1 rRNA gene is annotated in these 1,595 nt (G+C 53.0%); it reads left to right on the forward strand.

Annotation, left to right across the window (positions count from 1 at the left end):
* Positions 1-2 precede the first annotated feature (2 nt).
* Positions 3-1,557 (forward strand): 16S ribosomal RNA (locus tag AACT19_RS24360).
* Positions 1,558-1,595: the final 38 nt, after the last annotated feature.

Raw genomic sequence — 1,595 nt, forward strand, 5'->3', positions numbered from 1 at the left:
TTAAATTGAAGAGTTTGATCATGGCTCAGATTGAACGCTGGCGGCAGGCCTAACACATGCAAGTCGAGCGGAAACGACACTAACAATCCTTCGGGTGCGTTAATGGGCGTCGAGCGGCGGACGGGTGAGTAATGCCTAGGAAATTGCCTTGATGTGGGGGATAACCATTGGAAACGATGGCTAATACCGCATAATGCCTACGGGCCAAAGAGGGGGATCTTCGGACCTCTCGCGTCAAGATATGCCTAGGTGGGATTAGCTAGTTGGTGAGGTAATGGCTCACCAAGGCGACGATCCCTAGCTGGTCTGAGAGGATGATCAGCCACACTGGAACTGAGACACGGTCCAGACTCCTACGGGAGGCAGCAGTGGGGAATATTGCACAATGGGCGAAAGCCTGATGCAGCCATGCCGCGTGTATGAAGAAGGCCTTCGGGTTGTAAAGTACTTTCAGTTGTGAGGAAGGGGGTAACGTTAATAGCGTTATCTCTTGACGTTAGCAACAGAAGAAGCACCGGCTAACTCCGTGCCAGCAGCCGCGGTAATACGGAGGGTGCGAGCGTTAATCGGAATTACTGGGCGTAAAGCGCATGCAGGTGGTTCATTAAGTCAGATGTGAAAGCCCGGGGCTCAACCTCGGAACTGCATTTGAAACTGGTGAACTAGAGTGCTGTAGAGGGGGGTAGAATTTCAGGTGTAGCGGTGAAATGCGTAGAGATCTGAAGGAATACCAGTGGCGAAGGCGGCCCCCTGGACAGACACTGACACTCAGATGCGAAAGCGTGGGGAGCAAACAGGATTAGATACCCTGGTAGTCCACGCCGTAAACGATGTCTACTTGGAGGTTGTGGCCTTGAGCCGTGGCTTTCGGAGCTAACGCGTTAAGTAGACCGCCTGGGGAGTACGGTCGCAAGATTAAAACTCAAATGAATTGACGGGGGCCCGCACAAGCGGTGGAGCATGTGGTTTAATTCGATGCAACGCGAAGAACCTTACCTACTCTTGACATCCAGAGAAGCCAGCGGAGACGCAGGTGTGCCTTCGGGAACTCTGAGACAGGTGCTGCATGGCTGTCGTCAGCTCGTGTTGTGAAATGTTGGGTTAAGTCCCGCAACGAGCGCAACCCTTATCCTTGTTTGCCAGCGAGTAATGTCGGGAACTCCAGGGAGACTGCCGGTGATAAACCGGAGGAAGGTGGGGACGACGTCAAGTCATCATGGCCCTTACGAGTAGGGCTACACACGTGCTACAATGGCGCATACAGAGGGCAGCAAGCTAGCGATAGTGAGCGAATCCCAAAAAGTGCGTCGTAGTCCGGATTGGAGTCTGCAACTCGACTCCATGAAGTCGGAATCGCTAGTAATCGTGAATCAGAATGTCACGGTGAATACGTTCCCGGGCCTTGTACACACCGCCCGTCACACCATGGGAGTGGGCTGCAAAAGAAGTGGGTAGTTTAACCTTTCGGGGAGGACGCTCACCACTTTGTGGTTCATGACTGGGGTGAAGTCGTAACAAGGTAGCCCTAGGGGAACCTGGGGCTGGATCACCTCCTTATACGAAGATACTTACGATGAGTGTCCACACAGATTGAT

Origin of the sequence: Vibrio sp. 10N.222.47.A9, assembly GCF_963872585.1 — a bacterium.
Taxonomy (GTDB): domain Bacteria; phylum Pseudomonadota; class Gammaproteobacteria; order Enterobacterales; family Vibrionaceae; genus Vibrio; species Vibrio splendidus.